We start from the raw sequence: 20,924 nt of genomic DNA, 5'->3' as shown, positions 1-20,924 counted from the left end.
TTAGTTCTGTCCTTTAAAATTAAAGTATTTTAATACCCTTTGGCGCATCTATTTGTGATTCTATTTTGCCATTTGCCAGTTTGGTGTGTTTAACCTTAACAACGCCCAAAGGTGTTGGAAAACTGCCTTCAACCCATTTTAGACTTCCAAGATGTGGCTCAATTTTCAAGGTTTTACAACCCGGTTCCATAATTTGTATTCCCAACACATTTTCTGTTAACCAAGCAGTAACTCCCGACGACCAGCCGTGGCATAAACTATGGCGATAACTTGGGTAGCAATAAGCTCCAAAAGAACCATGTATGTCGTTCATGCCCTCGGGTGTAAGTTCATCTAAGCGGGCAGAGTTTTCCATCCAGTCTATATTAAAATCTTCCCAAAATGTGGTGGCTCCCATATCTAGCATGCCACCCCAATAAGCATCTATAATATGTAATGCTTTTTCGTGCATTCCAGCCATTGACAAAGCATCTAACATATACAAACCATAAAACGTAGAAAAACGAGCAGCTCCATCTACGGCAACCACATCGTTACATGCCTTAACAGGGTCTAGAATACCTGCCACAGCCATTAATGCTGCTGCTTGTTTCAGGTTATTGTGGTTCATCACGTTTCTGTTTAATTTTTCAATAGCTGTTAGGCATTTTGTAACGGATTCTTTGTCTTCAAGAATTTCACTTAGTTTTTTTGCGTCTTTTAAAGCCCAAACCAAAAGAGCTCTAAAACCTGCTTCAACACCTTCTTTATTTGGTGTAGATGGCCAATCTAGAAAACGGAATTTACCCATAGTTTCTGTTCCGTCTTCATTAATTTGAGATGAAATCTGGTCGATTAGTCCTAAAATATAGGTTCTGTGTTTTTTGAGAAAAGCGATATCTGCATTTTGCATATACCATTCATATTGAATAATTAAATACCAAAAGGAGTATGAGGTCATACCATTCATCCAATTAGGAAGCGGATATTGCTCGCAGGCTAAATCTAAACTTTTTGGAACAACTTCATTATATCCAAAAACTTTAGTAATAGTGGCAAGCTCTGGATGAAAATCGCCTAACCAAACCAAACGGTCTCGCTTAATGCCATCCCAAAGATATTCCTGCATATTTAAATGGGTAGTATATGCGCCTGTTAACCAAATGGAATCAAGTCTTGAACTGCTACTTTTAAAGGAACCTAAATAGGGGATATCTCGATAACGCAGAACTGCTCGTGCTTCTTTAAGGTTGATTAATGTATTTGCCTGTAGCAAATCAATACGCACAAAGCGAAAGCCTGTATTTCCAATTTCAATAAGTCCAGTTCGTGGAATTTCCATGATGATATCACGTTTGGCATGGTCATCGGTAGAAAAGCCCATTAGCCAATCGGAATTATAGGTTTGGCTATTTGCTTCTCCAACCGATTCGCCAAAACGGATTCGTACTAAAGATGGTTCTCTTCGGGAAGAGCCTCCTAAAACCAATTGAAGTGAACCATGAATTTCTTTACCATAATCGAGTAAAATGGAAGATGTATCAATTTCTGTACTTTTTATGGAACAAAACTGAGTTTGCCTACTCATACTTGATTGGCTGTCACCCATTTTTAAAAGAACATCGGTATTTTTAATTAATTCTCCTGTAGTATCTGAAGTCCACATAACACGAATTGGGGAAATATATGTTCTGGTCATTTCGTCTTTTTGGGTAATGCCATGGTATTCAGACCCAAATACAGGTGGTAATTGTGCAAAACTTGACATCCAAATACCTGTTAAAGCAAATAATGTGGTAAAGAAAATAGTTCTCATAAAGCAGAAATAATATTTTTAACAATTAAAATAGTGGAGCAAAAAACCAATGTAAAATAGTTCTTTGTTTTACTTTTCAATAAAATGCATCTTTATAAAATCGATAAAAATAGCATTGTCTGAAGGAAGCGACCCATGACCTCCTGAATGCATATAATAGCCTAAATCATGTAGAATAGGTGTTTCTGCTGCAGGCCAAACATTAGTTCCTAAACCTTTCTTACCAAGTAATTCATATACAGGTTCTGCAGCTACAGCAGCTACAAATTCACCTTTTGGATCAGACCAAAAATCGGTATCACCAGTTTGAAGCAGTAAAGGGCGTGGTGCCATGAGTGAAACGAGCATATGAGCATCTATTGGGCTGGTGTTTGGATTGTCTCCATATTTTGTTCGATTTCCACTGAATTGGTAGAAATACCGAGTAGAATCAATCATGTGTTTTATGGTTTCACCATATTGGCGCCTGGAAATAGCAGCACCGCCTTCGCCAGAACAACTGGCTATAACCATTCCAAATCTATCATCTCTGGCTCCTGTCCATAAAACTGTTTTTCCTAATCTAGAAATACCGAAAAGAGCAACTTTCTTAGCATCAACTTGTTTATCGGTCTCAAGATAATCCATCACACAACTTAAGCCCCAAGACCATGCTGAAATAGCTCCCCATTCATCAGGTTCTGGATATTCCATACCAGGTTTTAAAAAATGTCCTCTTATGCCGTATTTTATACCTTGCGGAAAATCTGGTTCAATATCACCGTAGTAAATTGTGGCAACTCCAATACCATTCGAAATAAATTTCTCAACATCAAAAGCACCAAACCTTCTGCCTTCAGATGCCGGAATTTGTTTTCCTTCACGATTCCACATCATTCCTTGTTTTATATCCGGATCATCTATAGATAAACAATTTGGAGCAAAACTTATTTTTAAAAGTAATGGAACGGGTTCTTTAATTTTAGTAGGAAGATAAATAACAACATCAGCCTTTAATTTAGAAGTGTCTTTTGTGAAATAAATGGTTAACTGCCTTCTAATAGCTGTCTCGTTAAAAACCAATGTTCCAGATTCAAAAACTTTAAATGAAACATCATTTCTATTAGGAGATTTTCCAAACTGTTCATTTTCAAACAGACGAAGGATTTCAGGTCTTCTTTTAGTATACCAAGTTTCAGGTGTTTCTACTTTTTCACCATTTTCCAATATTAATTGATTCGATAGGGTATAGGTAGGAACTTTTGATTCATCGTAGTTAATAGGAATACCGGCGACTTCAGTTCGAGTATCTTGGCAAATTGCAGGAAGGTAAAATAACATTAAAAGAAAATGGATACAAAATAACTTCAGATGGTTTATGCTCATTTTTATTTTATATTTAATTGTTTAATCAACGCTAATTGTTAGTTATCTAAATTATAAAAAAAAATATAAAGATATTGTACTTCTTACTAAGTTTGATATTTGTCCTTGTTTGGCTTTAATCAGTACGGAATAATGATGCGAACTTTAATAATTTAGACTAAAAGTGTCGTTGTCTAGTATTAAACCTTTTGATTGCTTTTTTTTAAACTTTTATTAAGCAAACCCATAGCAACATATAAAATCGGAGAAATTAACAATTCTTGAATTGAATTAGCAAACAATCTTAAGCTTAATGAAATCTCAGTAATAAACCAATCAAATAATCCTAAAGATGTAATAACAACCAATCCTGATATATGGATGATATGCCAAAGAATGGACATCCATGTATCTGATAATTTCCCAAGATGAAAAGTTCCAATAAAGTAAATGGCTATAGTAGCTAAGAATTTAACGATGTGCCTAATTTTACTTGGCAATATTAAATTACTGTTTTCTAAGAAAAATATATAGAATAAAGAATAAATTATAATTATAAATATAAGTCCAGATACGAAACGTACTTTATCAGACTGGTATAGATTCATTTTTTAAATGTATTTTTCGAGTATAATATATCCAAATTATAAAAGTAGCAGAATAAACTACTAGTTTAAATAAATAATGATGAGCAAATTGAAAATAGGCATGAAAATATTCTCTTAAGTATATTAATCCAACACACCTAAGTATATTAATAAAATCGAGAAGTAGAACACCAATAACAATGTATAATATTTTACGGAGTATTTTTGAGGGCATACAAATAATAAAACCTATATATAGAACAATCAATTCTAAACCATTACAAGCATCAGCTATATATAAAACTCTATAACCATTATGATATATCCCTGAATGTTTAATTTCATTTAATTCACCACCAAAAACTTCTGTACTAATTTCACTTTTTGAAGTAAAACCACTCATAGAAGTAAAATTATTTAGAATAAAAGTAGATGATTCGGCTACGTGTGTTGTTAAAACATTATCTAAGGTATTTGAATTAAAAAAGAAAACCCCGTAGATAATTTTCCAAACTATAAAAAACAACAAGGCTTTTCCTAAAAAAAGCCTTACTGGTAACGGAACTTGATTTTTTAATGAATTAAATTTTGTCATTTATGTTTTCACGTAATTTTTTAACACCAAAAGCTGCAGCTCCAACCAAGAGTACACCAAGACCTCCATCTAACGGAACTGAGTCGGATGAGCCTCCGCCAGAGATTCCACCAAAACCATTGTGCCCACAGCCAAGGGAATGGGTATGAATTATTGAACTAATCCATTTCCAAAAATCTCCACCACCAAACCAATTTGCTTGAGCTGCATGAATATTACTTGAAAATGTTAGGGCAAATATCACTATAAATATTTTAATAAATTTGTAATTGTTTTTTTTCATCTGTAAAATTTTAAGTTAAAGATTAATAGCAAGATAAAAATAACCACAATGTAAAATATATACCACTTTTTTCGACAAGAATGGTGTTTTACTCTATTAAAGGTGATTTGATAAAAACCAGTTTTTTTATAAAAATATTGCTAATAACTTTGAATTAATTAGTAAAAGCACACAAAACATCAATTTAACTGAATGTTAAACAGTTTAACTAGATATTATCAGGATAAATCTCTCAACATCAAATTATAATCGTACTGCAAATCTTCATGAAGCGTTGAAACTATTTTTTTTATTAAAAGAATCTGCCGATTGTACATGTTTTGTAACTGTGTACTGTATTTGATACTGGGTGAAAAGTCTTTTAGTTTTTGGCAGAAATAAAGTAGTAATGTTACTTCTGTTTCTTTATTTTGTGAATACCGAATGTATTTTTTTGTATAGGTTAAAATTTTACGGGCACTTTTACGAATGTAGAAATAGCTAGCTGTGTTTATTAGTTCAAATTGCTCGTCAATATAACCTTTAACCGATTCAATATACCCTTCTTCGTTATGTGATTCGAAGAGTAGATAAGTGAGAAGTTCTTTATTTTCTTTTTTAAATCTGGCAAGGCGCAAACAGAGTTCTGCCACTTCATCATATGATTTATGGTTTAATTCCTTTTTTATTTCAGCAAGTGAAGCACCTTTCAAATTTGATTATTTTTTAAATCCGTCTATCGAATATTTACCAGCACCAGTAAAGAATATTACTAAAAACCCGAATAAAAAAAGTAGTGCTTTTTCTTTAACATTTAAAGGGTCGGTAGCGTGTATAGCAAAAGCAGCCACAAACATGGTTATGATGGTTGGAATGGTTGCTATTTTTGTTTTAAAACCAATTAAAACTAAAATAGGCGCGACCACTTCTCCTATTAAAGCTAAAATTAAAGAGGTGGATTCACCCAGGCCAATAGGATCTGCAAATTTTATAGGGCTTTCAAAAAGTGAATTAATTTTTGGGATGCCGTGAGTTAGCATCATACTTACAAAACCAATTCTTAGAATCAGTAAACCTAAATCGGGGAAATTTTTATTCATTTAATTATTGATAATTTAGTGAAATCTATCTTAATTTAGGAAATTCACTTGGATTCACTTCGTGCATAACGCCGTATACAGCTTCAAAAATATCTTCGGCAGATGGTTTCGAGAAGTAATCGCCATCGTTTCCATAAGCAGGTCTGTGTGCTTTTGCAGTGAGTGTTTTTGGTTGGCTATCTAAATATTGATAGGCATTTTGAACGTTTAAAATTTCATTTAAAATATAGGCTGAAGCACCTCCTGGAACATCCTCATCAATCACCATAACTCGATTTGTTTTTTGAATACTTTTTGCGATGTCATGATTCAAATCAAAAGGTAATAATGACTGTACATCAATCACCTCAGAATCAATACCAACAGCCATTAAATCTTTAGCAACTTGCTCTACAATACGTAAGGTAGAACCGTAAGAAACTAAGGTAATATCTATTCCTTCTTTTACAGTTTCAACAACGCCTATTGGTGTTTGAACAGCGTTTAAATTATTTGGTTTTCTTTCTTTTAGCCGATACCCGTTAAGGCATTCGACCACAATAGCAGGGTCGTCACCTTTTAAAAGCGTGTTGTAAAAACCTGCCGCTTTGGTCATGTTTCTTGGCACTAAAACGTTTACACCTCTAACTAAATGCAATATACCGCCCATTTGAGAACCAGAATGCCAAATACCTTCTAAACGGTGACCACGAGTTCTAATGATAAGTGGTGCCTTTTGTTTTCCTTTGGTTCTATAGTGTGTTGTTGCTAAATCGTCACTTATAATTTGTAGTGCATATAGTATATAATCCAAATACTGAATTTCGGCAATTGGGCGTAACCCGCGTAATGACATTCCAATACCTTGCCCAACAATGGTGGCTTCCCTAATGCCTGCATCGGCAACTCTTAATTCGCCATATTTTTCTTGTAAACCTTCTAAACCTTGATTTACATCACCTATATTTCCTGTGTCTTCACCAAAAACAAGTGCTTCGGGATAGTTGCTGAAAATGCTATCAAAATTATCTCGAAGAATAATGCGTCCATCTACCAAGTCTGCATCTTCATCGTAAGTAGGTTTTACTTCTTTTATAAGGACATTAGACCGATTGGTTTCAGAATACAAATGTGAACTGAAATTAGGTTGAATGTTTTCAAAGGTTTTATTAATCCAATTGCTGAGTTGTTCCTTTTCTAAAAAAGATTCTTTAACTATGTGAACTAAAGTTTTTCTTGCGGCAGATAAAATATCTTTTCGTGTAGGTTCGTCAATAGCCACTAAATTATCCTTTATTTTTTCTATAAAAATACCATTTACACTATTAGTAGCAACTTGTTTTAAAATTGAAACTAATTCACTCTGATCTTTTAATATAGGCTTTAAAAAGGTATTCCAAGCATTTTTTCTAGCTTCTCGTACTTCTCGTTTAATGCCTCTTTCAATTTCTATAAGAATTTCATTGGTGGCAATACCACTTTCTATTATCCATTCACGCATTTTAGTGTTGCAATCATGTTTGGCTTCCCAAGCTAATCGTTCTGCATTTTTATAACGTTCGTGCGAACCAGATGTAGAGTGTCCCTGTGGTTGTGTTAATTCTAAAACATGTATTAAAACAGGTACGTGTTCTTCTCTGGCAATAACAGATGCTTCTTGGTAGGTTTCTACTAAATTGGCATAATCCCAACCCTTAACACGAAGTATTTCAAAGCCTTTTTGGTTGTTATCTCTTTGAAATCCTTTTAAAATCTCTGAAATATTTTCTTTGGTTGTTTGATGTTTTGCATGTACCGAAATGCCATATTCATCGTCCCAAATACTAATAACTAAAGGCACTTGTAAAACACCGGCAGCATTTATGGTTTCAAAAAACAATCCTTCACTAGTACTTGCATTTCCAATAGTCCCCCAAGCTATTTCGTTTCCATTCACTGAGAAGTTGGATGCATTAATACCTTCTACTTGTCTGAATATCTTAGATGCTTGTGCCAATCCTAATAAACGGGGCATTTGCGCAGCAGTAGGAGATATGTCGGCACTAGAATTGTGCTGTTTTGTTAAGTTTTTCCAACTTCCATCATTGTTCAAGCTATGTGTTACAAAGTGTCCACCCATTTGGCGACCAGCAGACATAGGCTCTAATTCTAAATCGGTATTGGCGTATAAACCAGCAAAAAACTGTTCGATAGTTAGAGCTTCAATAGCCATCATAAAGGTTTGGTCTCTGTAATAGCCCGATCTCCAATCTCCTTTTTTAAACGCTTTTGCCAATGCCAATTGAGGTACTTCTTTACCATCTCCAAAAATTCCGAATTTAGCCTTTCCTGTTAATACTTCACGGCGGCCTAACAAACTACATTCACGACTTTTGACAGCGATTTTGTAATCGTTTAAAACTTCTGTTTTAAAATCTTCGAATGATATATTGTTTTTCAAATCTGGAATTGTGTGCATAAGTAAATGCTTTAACTATTGCAAAAGTAGTTAAAGTTTGCGGGTTTTACAATTAAAATATCAAGTTGGTTGAATGTGAAATTATTAAAAAAAGAGAGTATTCTGTATTTGTATTACCAGTTATTTAACAAAAAGTTGAATTAACTAATAATTGTGTAATTATTTTAGTGTTTAATACCAGCGCCGCCTAAATAAACCTAAGAGCGCTTGTGGGTCTACAGTAAACTTAAAACGTATTTTTTGGTCGTAATGTGGTTGTCCTATTTCCCAGCCCAAGTTAGAGTATAGGGGTAGGTAAATTTCAAAATAATCGGTTACTAAATTAATTCTAATACCAGAGTCATAAACAAAACGGACATCATCAAATCTGTTTTTAACCAAACCTACATCACCATACATTAAAACATACTTCCACAAGGTGGTACTTCCGTTTATTGTTGAAATCCATTGGTTGGCAAAAGGAGTATCTAATTTTGATTTGAAACTGCCTTCGGCATCAATATATTGCTGGCTAAAGATACCCGAAGCTTCCGATCTTCCTAAATAGGGGTATTCAAATAAATAATCGGTTGGTCTGTCTAATGCAAAACTAAAATAGTTGGAATTGGGGTCGTTATTGTTTTTTAAAAATGTACCTGCAAAAAAGCGTAAGTTTAATTGTCGGTTGCTTTCAAATAGGCGACGGTATTCATAATTAAATGATAGCTTACTAAAGTTTTTTGCAATTTGCACATCGGCGTACCATTTTCTAAAATTAATTAGATTGTCATCAGAGTCTACATAGCGAGCGTTGAACACCCCGTAGTTGGGCTCGTTAGATGTTAAAACATTATTAACATCTTTATCTCTATGAATGTCTACATACCTTAATGTAAGTGCTTCCTTTTTGTTTGATCGAAAATCGTTTTTTTCTCTAAACGAAAACAGTAAAGAAGGTGAAAGTTGCCTAACGAATAAATTTTCGGCATAAGATACATAACCACCACTCATACCATAACTAATAGCATATAGATTGGTGTTTTCTAAATAGTGCGTCATAGAAACCACTGCCGACCCAGTAAATGTTCTAGATTTTAACGAATATTGCGGTTCAATACGGTAATTGAAGAGCTTTCTTAAAACGGTTTTATTATAAATTCTTAAACCAAGTGTAAATCCGTCGTATATATTATTAAACTCTGCTATAGGCATAAAAAACACTTGGTTGTAGTATGGATCTTCTATGTCTTGGAAAACTCTAAATTGTAGAGGTTTGTTATTAAAAAAGAACCCTTTTAACGATTTCCAATTATCACGTGCATTAATTTCGGGTATTATACTGTTGTAATTTAAAACCAGTTTGTTTGCGCCGTTTCTGGGAATAGTAATTTTTTTGTTTTTAGAAATATTTTCTATCCAAGTTTTAGATATAATGCTATCATTATTTAAAGCATATAGTGAAACAGGCATGCTGTTATCTTGCTTGTTTGTAATAGTTAATGTAATAGAATCTTCTGTTTTGTAAACCTTCTTTATTTTGAAATCTATTTTTTTTCGGGTTTTTAAATAGTCGGTAAAAAACCAATCAATGTCTTTATCGGTTTTAGATTTTATATAAGCTTCAAAATCTTTTGTATTTACAGGTTTTAATTTGTTTTCTATAACGAAAGAAGACAAACTGTTTTCAACTACATCATGGTTTATAAAATCGTCCAAATACTTTAAGCCAATTCCGGCTTTATATTTATTGGCAATGCTATTATTGAACTTTAGTAACGAGTCTTTTGGCATTGTAAGGGGCTGATCTCTATTGGTGCGAGCCATTAACATGTATGCTAAAATATATTTATCATTAAATTTCATGTCGGCAGCATGAAACGATCGAACTCCCCAAAACCCTGCTAGTCCCCCTAAAAATTTCATATTTGGGTAATGTTCATCAACATAATCCATTAAATAATAAATTTGAATACCATCAAGCAGCCACTGGTCTGTTCTTGGATTTATAAGCAGGGTGTTTTCCAAGTAATTACGTAGAACAACTTTTAAAAGTTTTAGTTCGTACTGAAAGTGGTTGGGGTATGGTTTAATAAAGTTTGGTAAAAAATTTAAACCATAAATAGGGTCTTTATTATAGTCAATTTCAGTTAAAAGAAGTTGCTTGTGCGGATAATCTTTAAGTTTTTCTCTAATAAAGGTTGTTACTCTTTCTGTAATTAAAACTTTTTCAATCATTTCTAAACCTTCATCGTTGATATTAGAAATAAGAGAAAAACCATCTTTTTGTACCGTATTGAATGTTGAAATTTTATTTAAGAACAATTTATTATTTAAAACATTTGTCCCATTCAATGTAATTTGTTGTTTGTTAAGTGATTGAGATTGTTTGCTTACATCTAATTCTGAAGTTAATTTATACCCTAAAGGATATTCTATGTCAAGATGCACATCGGCTGGTGGAATGTACAAATCGTCTAAATCTTTATTGCTATAATATTGCCATTGCCCATTGTAAACGGCTGGAGTAATATACCAATATCTTAAGTTTACATCTCCCGTATTAGTAATACCATAAGTTGTAAACTTATCGCTTGGTATTTGCACGATATATTCTAATTGAATGTTGTAAAACGCATTAGGTTTTAATGGTTTTTTTAATTCAACTTTAATGATATCTATTTGATTTTTCAATTGTTGAAATTCTAAATCTTCATTATCCTGTTTAATGGATGTGATGACAGAATAGCCTCTTTCTTCATTTTTAGCTAGATGAAACACGTTTTTGTACTCATCTGCTAATCGAATGGCAAGTGGTGTTTTTTTTGTTGAATAGCTGTTGTTCCAGTCGTTTAAATAAATGGTTTGAAGCTCGTCTTGGGTTGTGTTTTGATATTGAATGGTTTGCGATATTTTTATTTGCTTTTTTTCAATATCAAAAACGGCCTTTAAGTCAATTTTATTTTGACTAAAGCATGTATAACATATTAAAGAACATAGAACACCACTGAAAAGACGTAATTTCAATTTTATTTCAAACATTTTAAGGTTAATAATTTATAAGGCGCTGCAAGATAGTAAAATATACTTGTCAAGAAAGTTTATGGGTTTATATGTTAATTAAAGAATTTAGAAATTAGGACTTAATCCAGATCCATTATAGAATGAATCTAGAATGGTCACTACTTCATCTTCAGTATCAACAAGATGAATTAAATCTAAATCTTTGGCACTTATATTTCCAAAAGATTCTAATAGTATTGTTTTTACCCAATCTAAAAGTCCTTCCCAGAATTTTGTACCCACTAAAATAATTGGAAATTTTTCAATTTTATGTGTTTGAATAAGTGTGATTGCTTCAAATAATTCGTCTAATGTACCAAAGCCACCAGGCATGACTACAAAGCCTTGTGAGTATTTTACAAACATCACTTTACGAACAAAAAAGTAGTCGAAATCTAAACTTTTATCGGAGTCTATATAGGGGTTGTCGTGCTGTTCAAAAGGTAGCTCTATATTCAATCCAACAGAAGTACCACCACCTAAATGAGCGCCTTTGTTGCCTGCTTCCATAATTCCAGGACCACCGCCTGTTATAACACCGTAACCAGACTCAACAATACGTTTTGCTATTTTTTCTGCAAGGAGATAATAGGGGTCTTCCGGTTTTGTTCTAGCGGAACCGAATATGGACACACACGGGCCAATTTTACTGAGTTTTTCATAACCGTTAACAAATTCACCCATGATTTTAAAAATAGCCCATGAATCGTTTGTTTTTATTTCATTCCAAGCTTTACTATGTTTTTCTAATCTCATTTTATGTTTATTTATCAATTGTTAATTGAGCCAGTTCTTTTTTTAGGAATTTAGCCGTATAGCTTTTTTTGTGATTTGCTACTTCTTCGGGAGTTCCTTCAACTATTATTTGTCCGCCACCTCTGCCACCTTCATAACCAATATCAATAATGTGGTCTACTGTTTTAATAACATCTAGATTATGTTCAATAATTAATACCGTATTACCTTTATCTGCCAATTTATTTAGTACAATCATTAGCACTCGAATATCTTCAAAGTGAAGTCCAGTTGTAGGCTCGTCTAATATATAAAAAGTATTTCCTGTATCGCGTTTACTTAATTCTGTTGCCAGCTTTATGCGTTGTGCTTCACCACCAGAAAGTGTTGTGCTTTGTTGCCCTAAAGTTATGTAGCCCAAGCCTACATCTTTAATGGTTTTAAGTTTATTGTGAATTTTAGGAATGTGTTCAAAAAACGAAACCGCTTCGTTAATGGTCATATCTAACACATCACTTATGCTCTTTCCTTTATAGCGAATTTCTAAAGTTTCACGATTAAAACGCTTGCCCTGGCAGGTTTCGCACTCAACATATACATCGGGAAGAAAATTCATTTCAATAACCCTTAAACCACCTCCTTGGCAGGTTTCACAACGACCACCTTTAACATTAAAACTAAAACGACCTGCTTTATAACCACGAATCATAGCTTCGGGTATTTTAGCAAATAAGCTACGGATTTCGTCGAAAGTTTTAGTGTAAGTTACTGGGTTACTTCGTGGTGTTCTTCCAATGGGCGATTGGTTTATATCAATCACTTTGTCAATATGTTCTAAGCCCTTAATGCTTTTATATGGCATCGGTTTTTTTACGCCATTAAAATAATATGCATTAAGAATAGGGTAAAGGGTTTCGTTAATTAGGGTTGATTTACCGCTACCTGAAACACCCGTAACACCAATCATTTTTCCTAAAGGAATTTTAACCGAAACGTTTTTTAGATTGTTACCTGTACACCCCTTAAGTTCAATAAAATTCCCATTGCCTTCTCGATGCATTTTTGGGATTTCAATTTGTTTATTGCCGTTTAAATAATCTGCCGTTAGCGTATTATGTATTAAAAGTTCTTTTGGAGTGCCAATGCTGATTATTTCGCCACCATATTTTCCCGCTTTTGGGCCAATATCAATAACATAATCGGCGCGTTCAATCATGTCTTTATCGTGTTCAACCACAATAACCGAATTCCCAATATCACGAAGTGAAATTAGAGAATTTATTAGTTTTTCATTATCACGTTGATGCAATCCGATGCTTGGTTCGTCTAAAATATATAAAACACCAACCAATTGTGAACCAATTTGAGTTGCTAACCGAATACGTTGAGCCTCACCACCAGATAAGGATTTAGAACTTCTGTTTAGTGATAAATAATCTAATCCAACATCCAATAAGAACTGAAGTCTGGCTTTTATTTCTTTAAGAACCTCTTCAGCAATTTTAAATTGTTTGTCTGATAAGTGATGGTGTAAATCGTTAAACCAAGTCGTTAATTCTACAATATCGGCATTGGCAAGTTCTGCAATATTTTTATTATTTATTTTGAAGTAAAGTGATTCTTTTTTAAGTCGAGATCCTTCACATTCTGGACATGTCACTTTATCCATATAATCTTTTGCCCAACGTTTTAACGATGTAGATTCGGCTGTTTTATATTGGTTTTCAATAAAATTGGCTACACCTTCAAAATCTATCTTATAGTCACGGGTAACCCCCAAGGTTTTACTTTCAACAGAAAATTTTTCATTCCCACCATATAAAATCATTTGTTTTGCATCTTCGGGAATGTCTTTATATGCATCGGTTAATTTAAAGTTGAAACGTTGTGCAATGGTTTCAAACTGTTTAAAAATCCAACTGCTTTTTTCTGGTCCGTGGGGAGCAAGGGCGCCAGCCTTAATAGAAATACTATTGTCTGGAATAATCTTTTTTTCGTTTACTTTGTATAGTGTTCCAATACCGTTACAATTATCACAAGCGCCTTTTGGTGAGTTAAAAGAGAAATTATTGGGTTCAGGATTTGGGTATGAAATGCCCGAAGTTGGGCACATTAAATTTCGGCTAAAATAACGGGTTTCATTGGTGTCTTGGTCTAAAACCATAAGCACATCATCACCATGATGCATAGCGGTATTGATGGTTTCGGTAAGTCGTTTGTCATTATCTACAGAATCGTCAATAACCAACCTATCAATAACTATTTCAATATCGTGGGTTTTGTATCGGTCTAGCATCATGCCTTTGGTAAGGTCTTTTATATCGCCATCGGTTCTAACTTTTACAAAACCTTGCTTCGCAATTTGTTCAAATAACTCACGGTAATGTCCTTTACGTGAGCGTATAATAGGTGCAAGTACATTAATGCGCTTGCCTTTAAAATCGCTAATAATAAGCTCTTTAATTTGTTCGTCGCTATAACTCACCATCTTATCACCAGTGTTATAGCTGTAAGCATCACTGGCACGGGCGTATAATAGACGTAAAAAATCGTAAATTTCTGTAATAGTACCAACCGTAGATCGAGGTGATTTACTAGTCGTTTTTTGTTCGATGGCAATTACAGGACTTAAACCATCAATTTTATCAACATCAGGTCGTTCCAAACCACCTAAAAACTGACGAGCATATGCCGAAAATGTTTCAATATAGCGACGTTGTCCCTCAGCATAAATAGTATCAAAAGCTAAAGATGATTTCCCACTACCAGATAACCCTGTAATAACTACAAGTTTCTCTCTAGGAATAGATACGTCTATATTTTTAAGATTGTGAACTCTAGCTCCTTTAACTTCAATAAAATCGTTGAATTGGCTCATATATTGGCAAAAGCGCAAAGTTACAATTTTAGTTGTTAAATTCGTGTGAAGATTTAAAGCTATTAAGAAATTGGGTTACTCTTCTAAAACCTCGAGATGCACAATTAAATAACCTCTTAGTTTGTATTTAGCAATTTCCATAAAGGCTTTTTTAGATAAGTCTATTTCGCGGTCTTTAACAAATGGACCTCTATCGTTTACAGTTACAATAACCGATTCGTTATTAACTGTATTGGTAACCTTTACTTTAGTGCCAAATTTTAAAGTTTTGTGAGCCGCCGTGTACAAATTGTTGTCAAATTTTTCACCACTAGCTGTTTTTCTACCATTAAATTTATCGGCATAATAAGAAGCATGAACACTTTCCTTATAAGACGTGTAAACTACGAGAGAAGAATCAACTAAAATACTATCAGTTAAAACGGAGTCTTTTTGAATTTGATTGTAATAAGTACTTTGTATGGCTTTTTTATTAGAAGATTTAAAACTGCTTAATATAATAAGCAGTCCTAAAAAACCAATAATTTGAGTAGTTAATTTCATGTACTTATTTTATAAAATTCTTATAAAAACGAAAATGTTTAGTTTTTATTATACGTGTAAAATAGTTTTTTAGATTATAGTATAAAAAAAAAGAAGCTCTGTAGCTTCTTAAGTTGGTTTTCAATAAAAAATTAATGAGTAACCCGTAGTAATTCACCAGAGGCGATTGCTTTGGTGTAATTGGCTTTAACCTGTCTTACAAAACCAAAAAAAATGGTATTGTCTTCGTTTTCTATTAGTACTTTGGTGTTACCACCTTCATGATTAACAATCTCTTTTATTACCACACGTTTTCCGTGTACACTTTTATAATTAGCTACATTTCCTTTTTTAGCTATAATGTTTAGTTGCGGAAATTCAATATGATTATACTTGCTATTTGATGTTGAATTAATAACTAAAACATCGCCAACTTTAGGCTCGTTTTGCTTAGATTGTAGTGGTTTTGTGTTGTTAGCAAATGTAAAAACAGACACAAGTAATAGTAATAAATAAATTTTTTTCATGACTAAATTTTTATAAGATTATTAATGTTTAGCCACGAAAATAGTTATGAGAAAATGATTTTAAAAACCCTTTAGGATTGTTTAACTTTTTAAGAATTTTAAAAATAAAATGCGTTACCCTATTTAAAAATGGGTTAAAAATTTAAAAGATGTTATTAGGCTTATTGGGGTGTTGTTATTTTTATCCTTACATTTAAAATTGTACTATTTTTTTGAATTTTTACCCTAAAAAAGCAAGGGGTAATAATGGTGTGCGATTTATTAGGTATTAACAAAAAATTAACACATTAAAGACTTTAAATCATTGTCAAAATATTTTTAAATCGAAATTAAATTTTAGCAAGTTTTAGTATCATTGTAAAATAGAATTAAAAGCATAAAAAAAATGAAATTATTAGGAATAGGCTCTAGAATTAACCATTCGGAATATGGAAAAGGCGTTGTAACCAATGTAACTTCGCAACATTATTGGGTAACATTTATTGAAAACGGGTTGGAAACTATTAATTTAGATAGTGATTTTGAAGTTATTGAAGCGGCCGATGGTGATGTGGATACCGTTAGCTTTTTTGATATTGAAAGTAGCCTTGTGAATATTTTGAAAAAATGGAGTGATGCAAGCGAAATTGTACCCATAGCAGATAAATACAAAGGAGGTAAGCTTATTTTAGAACCAGGCGATGCGAGTTTAAAACCATATGAATTGCCAATTGACACCTTTTTTCATAAAATAACGATGGTACGCGATCGCTTGCGAGTTATGGAACAACGTATTAATGCTAGCGATTTAGATGAACAAGGTAAAATAGATTTGCAACAATATATTACCAGAATTTATGGAAGTCTAACCAGTTTTAACGTCTTGTTTAAATCTAAAAGTCACAATTTTGTGGGGCAGAAAGGGAGTTAGTAATTAGTTTGCAGTCTTAGTCCCAGTTTTTTGTAAAAAAACTTCGTATTCCCGAGAAACACTGCGACTGCGATTGAAAACTTATTTAGTTCCTTTTATATGAGTAATCTCTAAACCAAACACACCAAATTTATGAAAGTTTGGTAGTTGAGCGCCACTTTCGGTGGTAACCCAATCGTTCCATGTGGCTGTTAAACCACTAATAGGTAAAATATCAACCCACATTTGAAAACTTGTGGGTTTTCCGTTTTTATCTAAATGCCATAAATAGGAGTCTCCAGGTGTGGTGCCACCAGATGTATAGGTTACTAAAAGGGCTTTTTTATTGTTCTCTAAGTTTACCAATCGGCGCTCTGTTCCTTTGTCAAATACTTTATAGGGAGCAACTAACCAAAACGAATCGTTATTAAAGTATCTAGTAGCCTTTTCTATAAGTTCTTTTGATAAATCATCATCCATAACCTTAAAGCTATGTACAAATGCCTGATTTTTAAAGGAGTCGTTTAAGTCTAGATTTACTTTGTATTCTTTCCAATAAACATCACAAGTATTTTTGTTTTTTTTCCATTTATAATAGTGCTTTCGTTTAAAAGTCCACTCTATATAATTTGTATTTTCAAAAGCTTCGTAGTTTAGAGCTTCTAACATTTTATAGGCTAAGGCATCAGCTTCTTTTCCTTGAAAACCCTTTGGCAGGTCTTCATTGTATTTAAAGTATAAAAAACCAAAAAACAGTAAACTTGGCAGTGTTAAAAACACAAGAACACCGGTTGTTATTTTTACTATTTTTTTTGACTTCATCTAAGATTATTTTGGTTAATCCGTGACTAAATTATTAATTGTGAATGTATTAATCAAATAAAACGTTTTAAATCCGACAGCCGTATGGTCTACTCGATAACGTGTCGTGTTTATTACATTTAATCTTGAAAATTAGAGTTCTATCGACCTCATTTTATTTAAAACTTAAGGAAAGCTCTTCAAGTTTTACTTTGGTAAACTGAATAAGTTCCTCGAAGAAAGTAGAAAATTCGGTTTCAAAATCAGAATAAAAAAGTTCTAATTCGTTAACGGCTTCATGCATGCCAGATAGGTTTTTTGTACGCCTGTTCATGCCTTCTAAAACTCTCGAAATACCATCAATAGATGCATAATTTAGCAACCAATTATCGGTCATCATATAAGGCATCATTTTTTGAATTCTTAGGGGGAGTAGTTCGTAGTGCGTTTCTAAAGAATCATAAAATTTTTCAACATAACTAATTAAAGGTTCATCGCAATAGTTACTCCAGTTTTTAGCTAAAAAATGGTCATATAGAATATCAACTATTATACCGGAATAATGTCCGTATTTTTCGTGTAAGCGTTTAGTGCTTTGTCTAACAACTTTGTGTGCATCGGTAAACGTATCTATGTTTCTGTGAAGCAAAATACCTACTTGAATATCTTTGGGGAGTTTTTTGTACGATTTTCCTTTAATTCCATCTGCAATAAAATTCCCTATGGTTACCAAATCGTTATCACCTGACAAATAAATATGCGCTAAATAATTCATTTGTGAAATTTACGAATTCCGAATTTAGAATTACAATTTTGAAATAGTATATTTGTTCATCAATTTGAAAAAAGCAATATGACACTTATAAAATCAATTTCAGGAATTAGAGGAACTATTGGTGGAAACGTTGGCGATAATTTAACACCAATTGATGCTGTAAAATTTGCAGCAGCTTATGGTGTTTGGTTAAAACAACAACGTGATAAAGACAATTACAAAGTGGTTGTTGGTAGAGACGCACGTATTTCGGGGGCCATGATTCAAAATTTAGTAATGAATACCTTAGTTGGTTTAGGTATAGATGTGGTTGATTTAGGTCTGTCTACAACCCCTACAGTTGAAATGGCTGTACCTATGGAACATGCCGATGGGGGCATTATTTTAACAGCTAGTCATAACCCAAAACAATGGAATGCTTTAAAATTGCTAAATGCAAAAGGTGAGTTTCTTGATGATGTTGAAGGTGCAAAAATTTTAGAAATTGCAGAAAGTGATTCCATGAGTTTTGTAGATGTTGATAGTTTGGGCAAAATCACAAAAAATAAAGCATACATAGATTTACATATTATTGAGGTTTTAGATTTGCCTTTGGTAACCGTTCCTGCTATTGAAGAAGCCCGTTTTAAAGTGGTGGTAGATGGCGTAAATTCTACTGGTGGTATTGCAATACCATTACTTTTAGAGCGTTTAGGTGTAGAGGTTGTTAAACTGTATTGTGAACCAAACGGACAATTTCCGCACAATCCAGAACCTTTAAAAGAACATTTGACCGATTTATCTGAGGCCGTTAAAAAACATCATGCCGATTTTGGAATTGTGGTAGATCCAGATGTAGACCGCTTAGCGTTTATGGACGAAAATGGCGAGATGTTTGGTGAAGAATACACTTTAGTTGCTTGTGCCGATTATGTGTTAAGTAAAACACCAGGAAATACGGTAAGTAATATGAGTTCTACTAGAGCATTGCGCGATATTACCGAAAAGCATGGTGGTACTTATGAAGCAAGTGCTGTTGGAGAGGTGAACGTGGTAAAATTAATGAAGAAAAACAAAGTTGTTATTGGAGGAGAAGGTAACGGCGGTATTATTTACCCAGAATCGCATTACGGTCGTGATGCCTTAGTAGGAGTGGCATTATTTTTAAGTTTATTAGCTGAAAAAGACATAAAAGTAAGCGAACTTAGAAAAACCTACCCGAATTACTTTATGAGTAAAAAGAAAATTGAATTAACACCCGGTTTAGATGTTGATGGTATTTTAAAAGCGATGGAAAACCGTTACCAAAACGAACAGTTAATAACTATTGATGGTGTTAAAATAGATTTTTCTGAAAGTTGGGTGCATTTGCGTAAAAGTAATACAGAACCGATAATAAGAGTATATACCGAAGCCAAATCTCAACAAGAAGCAGATAGGTTAGCTGATAAATTTATTGAGGAAATCGGAAGAATAGCAAAAGGTTAATCATAAATATTTGAGCATGAAACATACAAATACATATAGTCTACTCACTTTTATGGTTATTTTGCTATTTAGTTATTCATGTGAAAAAGAAAAGGAAATAAGCTCGGTGCATCCTACAAACTGGAAACACCGAACTGTTAACCATTCTTTAAGTGATAGTTTGGAACGTGGCAAAACCTATTTGTCTGTTTATTCTGAAATTTATAGTGAAACAGAACATAGAGTACATAGTTTAACAGCTACTGTTAGTCTTCGAAATATCAATACAATCGACACGGTTTATATAGATAAAGCGACATACTACAATACCCACGGTGATGCTATTAGAACCTATTTTAATAAAACCATTTTCATTGCACCCATGGAAACGGTAGAAATTGTTATTGATGAGCATGATAAAACTGGTGGTACAGGAGCTAATTTTTTATTCAATTGGAGAATAAAACAGCAAACTAATGCACCTTATTTTGAAAGTGTCATGATTTCCACTTCGGGTCAGCAAGGTATTTCGTTTACAACACAAGGAAAACCCATTGATTAGCATGACTACCGAAATTATAACAAAAATTCTTTTTTTAATTGCTGTAATAGACCCACTTGGTTCTGTTCCTGTTTATTTGGAAGCAACCAAAGATTTCGATTTAAAGCATAAAAGAAAAATAGCAGTAAGAGCTTCTATTGTAGCTTTCTTCATTCTTTTGTTTTTCATTTTGGTTGGTCAGCTTATTTTAGAAGGCATGAACGTTTCATTAGATGCTTTTCAAATATCTGGTGGTGTTATCCTATTTTTATTCGCTTTAACCATGATTTTTGGTGAAGGTAAACCTGAATCTGAAAAGCATTCCATTAAAGATTATAAGCATGTTACTATATTTCCTGTGGCCATTCCATCTATAGCATCTCCTGGTGCTATTATGGCAGTAGTGCTTATGACGGATAATCATTTATACGCTATTAAAGACCAGTTTGTAACCGTTATATTGGTTTTGGTTGTAGTTGCATTAACCATGCTTTTATTGTTAGCTGCAAACGTGGTTCAAAAAAGAGTGGGTGAGTATGGAATTACAGTAATTAGTAAAATAATGGGACTTATACTCGCTTCTTACGCTGTACAAAGTATTTTAAGTGGGTTGCGGGATTTCTTCGTAATCTTAAAATAGTCTTTCTGAAA

The 20,924-nt window shown here is 33.2% G+C and carries 19 protein-coding genes; 4 read left to right on the top strand and 15 right to left on the bottom strand.

Translation table 11 applies throughout. From position 1 onward, the window contains the following. Positions 1 to 19 precede the first annotated feature (19 nt). The 13 genes from VP395_RS00200 to VP395_RS00140 all read right to left on the bottom strand — a co-directional run bounded on the left by VP395_RS00200 (position 20) and on the right by VP395_RS00140 (position 15,821). A complete protein-coding gene (locus tag VP395_RS00200; protein WP_346239674.1) occupies positions 20 to 1,795 on the bottom strand; it encodes an alpha-L-rhamnosidase-related protein in 1,776 nt (591 codons plus the stop codon). Positions 1,796 to 1,864: 69 nt separating this feature from the next. Further along, positions 1,865 to 3,115, bottom strand: a complete 1,251-nt coding sequence (locus VP395_RS00195; RefSeq protein WP_346239673.1) for an alpha/beta hydrolase family protein — start codon at positions 3,113 to 3,115, stop codon at positions 1,865 to 1,867. A 224-nt stretch (positions 3,116 to 3,339) separates the two neighbouring features. After that, positions 3,340 to 3,747, bottom strand: coding sequence for a hypothetical protein (locus tag VP395_RS00190; RefSeq protein WP_346239672.1), 408 nt, complete (start codon positions 3,745 to 3,747; stop codon positions 3,340 to 3,342). Further along, positions 3,728 to 4,321, bottom strand: a complete 594-nt coding sequence (locus tag VP395_RS00185; protein ID WP_346239671.1) for an archaeosortase/exosortase family protein — start codon at positions 4,319 to 4,321, stop codon at positions 3,728 to 3,730. The genes VP395_RS00190 and VP395_RS00185 overlap by 20 nt, the downstream gene beginning before the upstream one ends. Continuing rightward, on the bottom strand, positions 4,308 to 4,604 hold the full coding sequence (locus VP395_RS00180; RefSeq protein WP_346239670.1) for a PID-CTERM protein-sorting domain-containing protein: 297 nt from the start codon (positions 4,602 to 4,604) through the stop codon (positions 4,308 to 4,310). The genes VP395_RS00185 and VP395_RS00180 overlap by 14 nt, the downstream gene beginning before the upstream one ends. A gap of 218 nt (positions 4,605 to 4,822) precedes the next feature. Beyond that, positions 4,823 to 5,296, bottom strand: a complete 474-nt coding sequence (locus VP395_RS00175) for a hypothetical protein (RefSeq protein WP_346239669.1) — start codon at positions 5,294 to 5,296, stop codon at positions 4,823 to 4,825. Between the two features lie 6 nt (positions 5,297 to 5,302). Beyond that, the gene (locus tag VP395_RS00170) at positions 5,303 to 5,683 is read right to left on the bottom strand and encodes a DoxX family protein (RefSeq protein ID WP_346239668.1); all 381 of its coding nucleotides are present in this window, start codon (positions 5,681 to 5,683) and stop codon (positions 5,303 to 5,305) included. Positions 5,684 to 5,708: 25 nt separating this feature from the next. Then, positions 5,709 to 8,120 (bottom strand): alpha-ketoacid dehydrogenase subunit alpha/beta, encoded by a 2,412-nt coding sequence (locus tag VP395_RS00165; RefSeq protein ID WP_346239667.1) that lies wholly within the window; start codon positions 8,118 to 8,120, stop codon positions 5,709 to 5,711. Positions 8,121 to 8,291: 171 nt separating this feature from the next. Beyond that, entirely contained in the window at positions 8,292 to 11,138 is a 2,847-nt protein-coding gene (locus VP395_RS00160) for a gluzincin family metallopeptidase (RefSeq protein ID WP_346239666.1), read from the bottom strand. Positions 11,139 to 11,225: 87 nt separating this feature from the next. Beyond that, positions 11,226 to 11,915: an LOG family protein gene (locus VP395_RS00155; protein WP_346239665.1), complete on the bottom strand. Its 690-nt coding sequence runs from the start codon at positions 11,913 to 11,915 to the stop codon at positions 11,226 to 11,228. Positions 11,916 to 11,922: 7 nt separating this feature from the next. After that, complete coding sequence (gene uvrA / locus VP395_RS00150) at positions 11,923 to 14,772, bottom strand: excinuclease ABC subunit UvrA (RefSeq protein ID WP_346239664.1); 2,850 nt, start codon at positions 14,770 to 14,772, stop codon at positions 11,923 to 11,925. 75 nt (positions 14,773 to 14,847) lie between these two features. Beyond that, positions 14,848 to 15,315, bottom strand: coding sequence for a septal ring lytic transglycosylase RlpA family protein (locus VP395_RS00145; protein ID WP_346239663.1), 468 nt, complete (start codon positions 15,313 to 15,315; stop codon positions 14,848 to 14,850). Positions 15,316 to 15,446: 131 nt separating this feature from the next. Beyond that, on the bottom strand, positions 15,447 to 15,821 hold the full coding sequence (locus VP395_RS00140; RefSeq protein WP_346239662.1) for a hypothetical protein: 375 nt from the start codon (positions 15,819 to 15,821) through the stop codon (positions 15,447 to 15,449). Positions 15,822 to 16,206: 385 nt separating this feature from the next. Between VP395_RS00140 and VP395_RS00135 the strand changes: the two genes are divergently transcribed. Continuing rightward, on the top strand, positions 16,207 to 16,731 hold the full coding sequence (locus VP395_RS00135; RefSeq protein WP_346239661.1) for a hypothetical protein: 525 nt from the start codon (positions 16,207 to 16,209) through the stop codon (positions 16,729 to 16,731). 81 nt (positions 16,732 to 16,812) lie between these two features. Here the strand turns inward: VP395_RS00135 and VP395_RS00130 are convergent, their stop codons facing one another. Further along, a complete protein-coding gene (locus VP395_RS00130; RefSeq protein ID WP_346239660.1) occupies positions 16,813 to 17,532 on the bottom strand; it encodes a hypothetical protein in 720 nt (239 codons plus the stop codon). Between the two features lie 154 nt (positions 17,533 to 17,686). Continuing rightward, complete coding sequence (locus tag VP395_RS00125; protein WP_346239659.1) at positions 17,687 to 18,286, bottom strand: acyl carrier protein phosphodiesterase; 600 nt, start codon at positions 18,284 to 18,286, stop codon at positions 17,687 to 17,689. A 78-nt stretch (positions 18,287 to 18,364) separates the two neighbouring features. On the opposite strand from VP395_RS00125, the gene glmM reads away from it, so the two are divergent. Genes glmM through VP395_RS00110 form a run of 3 tightly spaced genes read left to right on the top strand, consistent with a single transcriptional unit; the run spans position 18,365 to position 20,913 of the window. After that, on the top strand, positions 18,365 to 19,753 hold the full coding sequence (gene glmM, locus VP395_RS00120; RefSeq protein WP_346239658.1) for a phosphoglucosamine mutase: 1,389 nt from the start codon (positions 18,365 to 18,367) through the stop codon (positions 19,751 to 19,753). A gap of 16 nt (positions 19,754 to 19,769) precedes the next feature. Continuing rightward, positions 19,770 to 20,294, top strand: a complete 525-nt coding sequence (locus VP395_RS00115; RefSeq protein WP_346239657.1) for a DUF3124 domain-containing protein — start codon at positions 19,770 to 19,772, stop codon at positions 20,292 to 20,294. A 1-nt stretch (position 20,295) separates the two neighbouring features. Continuing rightward, the gene (locus tag VP395_RS00110) at positions 20,296 to 20,913 is read left to right on the top strand and encodes a MarC family protein (RefSeq protein ID WP_346239656.1); all 618 of its coding nucleotides are present in this window, start codon (positions 20,296 to 20,298) and stop codon (positions 20,911 to 20,913) included. Positions 20,914 to 20,924: the final 11 nt, after the last annotated feature.

The sequence above is a fragment of the Mariniflexile soesokkakense genome, from assembly GCF_039650365.1.
Lineage (GTDB): Bacteria > Bacteroidota > Bacteroidia > Flavobacteriales > Flavobacteriaceae > Mariniflexile > Mariniflexile soesokkakense.
This window is presented reverse-complemented; position numbering and strand designations above follow the sequence as displayed.